This is a genomic window from Micromonospora sp. (genome assembly GCF_048594385.1).
GTDB classification, from domain to species: Bacteria; Actinomycetota; Actinomycetes; order Mycobacteriales; family Micromonosporaceae; genus Micromonospora; species Micromonospora wenchangensis.
The window spans coordinates 1-3,560 of the sequence record NZ_JBMDWU010000348.1; the positions used below are offsets into that span (position 1 = coordinate 1).

Genomic DNA, 3,560 nt, shown 5'->3' on the forward strand with positions numbered 1-3,560 from the left:
GGGGCGTCCCGACCGGCAGGGACAGCAGTCCCGCCGCACCGGGATTCCGGCGCGGCGGCTCAGGGGGGGCGGTGCGGGCCGGTCAGGGCCGGGGGCGGCGCAGGCGCAGGGCCTGGGCGACGTAGTCGAAGCCGGTGACCACCGTGACGCCGACCGCGGCGGCCATCAGCCAGGGGCCGACGGTGGCGAGCCCGGCCGGCATCGGCCACAGGTACCAGGCGATGGCCAGGATCTGCAACGCCGTCTTGAGCTTGCCGCCCCGGCTGGCGGCGATCACGCCGTGCCGGATCACCCAGAACCGCAGCCCGGTGATGCCCAGCTCGCGGACGAGGATCAGCACCGTCACCCACCAGGGCAGCCGGTCGTAGACGGACAGCAGCACCAGGGCGGCGCCGGTGAGCGCCTTGTCGGCGATCGGGTCGGCCACCTTGCCCACCGAGGTGACCAGGCCGAAGCGGCGGGCGATCCAGCCGTCCACCAGGTCGGTCATCGAGGCGAACGCGAAGATCAGGCAGGCGGCGATCCGCCACCCGGCGTGGGTCGCGCCGGAGGTGACCACCGAGGCCGCGAAGACCGGCACCAGCACCAGCCGCAGCAGGGTCAGGCCGTTGGCCGCGTTGAGCACCGGCACCCGGGCCACCGGCGGCGCGGACTCCGCCGCCCCGGTCACCGCCGCGCCCCGCTCCGGCCGTCGTGGCGTTCCTGGCACCGCCCCACCTGGCTCCCCCGCTCCGTCCGGGCCCACCGTCACCGTTCCGCGCCGGGCGCCGCCGAGATCATCTCATCCGGCACGGCCACCAGGTCGACGCCCTCGGTCGCGGTGACCGTGGCCCGGACGAGGTCGCCGGGGCGCAACGCGGCCAGGTCGACCCCGCCACCGACCGGGGCGACCAGGGTGGTCGAGCCGTCGACCTCGGGGGCCTGGTGCGCCGCCCGGCCCTCCACCACGCCGTCGTCGACCGTGTCGACAAGCACCTCGACCGTGCTGCCGAGCCGTTCCTCGGCCCGCTGCGAGCACAACTCGTCGGCGAGGGCTGCGAGCCGGTCGTAGCGGCGCTTGACGGTGGCGGCGGAGAGCTTGCCGGGCAGCCCGGCGGCCTCGGTGCCGTCCTCGTCGCTGTAGTCGAACACGCCGATCGCGTCGAGCCGCGCGTCGGTCAGGAAGCGGGTCAGCTCGGCCACGTCCTGCTTGGTCTCGCCGGGGAAACCGACGATGAAGTTGCTCCGCGCGCCCGCCTCGGGGGCGAGGGCACGGGCGCTGGCCAGCAGCTCCAGGAACCGGTCGGTGGAGCCGAACCGGCGCATCCGGCGCAGCACCGGCTCGCTGGAGTGCTGGAACGACAGGTCGAAGTAGGCGGCCACGCCGGGGGTGGTGGCGATCGCCTCGACCAGGCCGGGGCGGGTCTCGGCGGGCTGGAGGTAGCTGGCCCGCACCCGGACGATGCCGTCGATCGCGGCGAGTTGCGGCAGCAGCTTCTCCAACGCGCGCGGGTCGCCCAGGTCCTTGCCGTACGACGTCGAGTTCTCGCTGACCAGCACCAGCTCGCGGACGCCGGTCTTGGCCAGCCACTCCGCCTCGGCCAGCAGCTCGTCGGGGGTACGCGAGACGAACGCGCCCCGGAACGCCGGGATCGCGCAGAACGCGCACCGCCTGTCGCAGCCGCTGGCCAGCTTCAGCGAGGCCACCGGGCCGGTGTCGAGCCGGCGGCGCAGCACCTGCCGCAGGTGCGCCGGGGTGTGCGCGTCGGTCTCCGGCGCGACCCGGGTGGGAGTGCCGTGGCCGGGCAGGGAGACCGCCGACTCCCGCCGGGCGACCGGGGTCAGCGGCAGCAGCTCGCGGCGGTCGCGGGGGGTGTGCGCGCCGATCGCCTCGCCGGCCAGCACCGAGTCGAGCCGGGCGGCGATGTCGGGGTAGTCGTCGAAGCTGAGCACCGCCTGCGCCTCGGGGAGGCTGTCGGCCAGCTCCCGGCCGTACCGCTCGGCCATGCAGCCGGCGGCGACCACCTTCGCCCCGGTGGCGGCGGCGGCGAGCAGGGTCTGGCTCGAGTCCTGCTTGGCCTTCTCCACGAACCCGCAGGTGTTGACGACCACCACGTCGGCACCCTCGCCGTCGGTGGTGACCTGCCAGCCGTCGGCGTGCAGCCGGGCGGCCAGCTCCTCCGAGTCGACCTCGTTGCGGGCGCAGCCCAGGGTCAGCAGGGCGACCCGGCGGCCGTCGGCGGGCGACGGCTGCGGGGCGGGCCGCGACGGGCCGGCGTTGTCAGGCGTGGGGGTGGCGGACACCATCCGAGGGTACCGGGCGCGGGAGCGGGCCCGACCGACGGCGGCGTGCGGTGTCGGCCGGTTCACCCCGCCGCCCGGCCGATCGTTGATCAAATGACGAGAATGCACACGACACGCCGGGAACACTCGCCGGAATTGCAATCCGATCATGGTGCAGCCGCCCGCCGCAGCCGACGTACCGGCGGTCAGACCGTCGTCGCGCCCACCCGGACCAGCCGGTCCAGCAGGGCGACCTCGGTGCCGGCCAGGCCGGTGGAGCAGAACACCGACACCTGGTCCGCGCCGGTGCGGCCGGGGACCGCACCGGCCAGCACCGCCCCCAGGTCCCGCAGCCGTCCCGGGTACGGTCCGACGGCGGTCAGCATCGGCGGGTCGTACGCCGCTGCCTGGGCCGGCGAGTCGGTGACCAGCACGTCGGCGGCGTCGAGCAGGTCGGTGCCGAACTCGTGCCGGTGCACCTGCTTGAAGCCGACGGTGTTGACGTGGGTGCCCGGGGCGAGATCGGTGGCGGCCAGCACCGGGGTGACGCTGGTGGTGGCGAGCACCACCACGTCCCGGTCGCGGACCGCCTCGGCGGCCGAGCCGACGGCGCGGGCGGGGATCCCCAGCTCGGCGCGGACCCGGGCGGCGAACGCCTCGCGGCGGGCCGCCGAGCGGCTGTGCACGGTCACCTCGCGCAGGGGCCGGACGGCGGCGGTCGCCCACACCTGCGTCCACGCCTGCCCGCCCGAGCCGATCACGCCCAGGGTGGCGGCGTCCGGGCGGGCCAGGGCGTCGACGGCCACCGCGCCCAGCCCGCCGGTACGCCGGGACCCCAGCTCCGCGCCGACGGCGATGGCCCGTACCGCCCCCGTCCGGGCGTCGTGCAGCACCACGAGCTGCTCGCCGGCCGGGTGGCCGAGGGTGTCGTAGGAACGGAAGCCGTACCACTCGTCGGTGAGCTGCCCGGCGGTGAGCACCATCCGCCCGCCGGCCAGCGGTGCGGACGCCCGGGGTGGGGCGACGAGCCGGCCGGCGTGGGCGGCCAGCAGGGCGTCCCGCATCGCCGCGACGGTGGTCGGCGCGTCCAGGGTGGCGGCGACCTGCCGGTCGTCGAAGAGCAGCGTCATACTCCCCATGCTGCAACCTCAAGCTGACTTCAACTCAAGGTGTGGTGGGGAGGATCACCCCACCCCGCCGGCCGGCGGTGCTAGCGTCGGTAGTTGTGGGCCGCCCCGGCCCCCCGGAAGAGTCGCCGGCGGTCCCCGTCCGGCCCAAAACCCCCGCAACCACACCAC

Annotated in this window: 3 protein-coding genes; all 3 read right to left on the minus strand. The window is 75.6% G+C overall.

All coding sequences use genetic code 11. The features are described from left to right. Positions 1 to 82 precede the first annotated feature (82 nt). Positions 83 to 670 carry a CDP-diacylglycerol--glycerol-3-phosphate 3-phosphatidyltransferase gene (pgsA, locus tag ACOJTC_RS18635; RefSeq protein ID WP_420117839.1) on the minus strand — a complete coding sequence of 196 codons (588 nt, stop codon included), beginning with the start codon at positions 668 to 670 and terminating at the stop codon, positions 83 to 85. A gap of 77 nt (positions 671 to 747) precedes the next feature. Next, positions 748 to 2,286, minus strand: coding sequence for a 30S ribosomal protein S12 methylthiotransferase RimO (gene rimO, locus ACOJTC_RS18640; RefSeq protein ID WP_420117838.1), 1,539 nt, complete (start codon positions 2,284 to 2,286; stop codon positions 748 to 750). Positions 2,287 to 2,468: 182 nt separating this feature from the next. Continuing rightward, the gene (locus ACOJTC_RS18645; protein WP_420117840.1) at positions 2,469 to 3,392 is read right to left on the minus strand and encodes an ornithine cyclodeaminase family protein; all 924 of its coding nucleotides are present in this window, start codon (positions 3,390 to 3,392) and stop codon (positions 2,469 to 2,471) included. Positions 3,393 to 3,560: the final 168 nt, after the last annotated feature.

Excerpts from the sequence above, each read along its gene's own strand:
- rimO (WP_420117838.1), bottom strand. The coding sequence starts at position 2,286 with ATGGTGTCCGCCACCCCCACGCCTGACAACGCCGGCCCGTCGCGGCCC.
- ACOJTC_RS18645 (WP_420117840.1), bottom strand. The coding sequence starts at position 3,392 with ATGACGCTGCTCTTCGACGACCGGCAGGTCGCCGCCACCCTGGACGCG.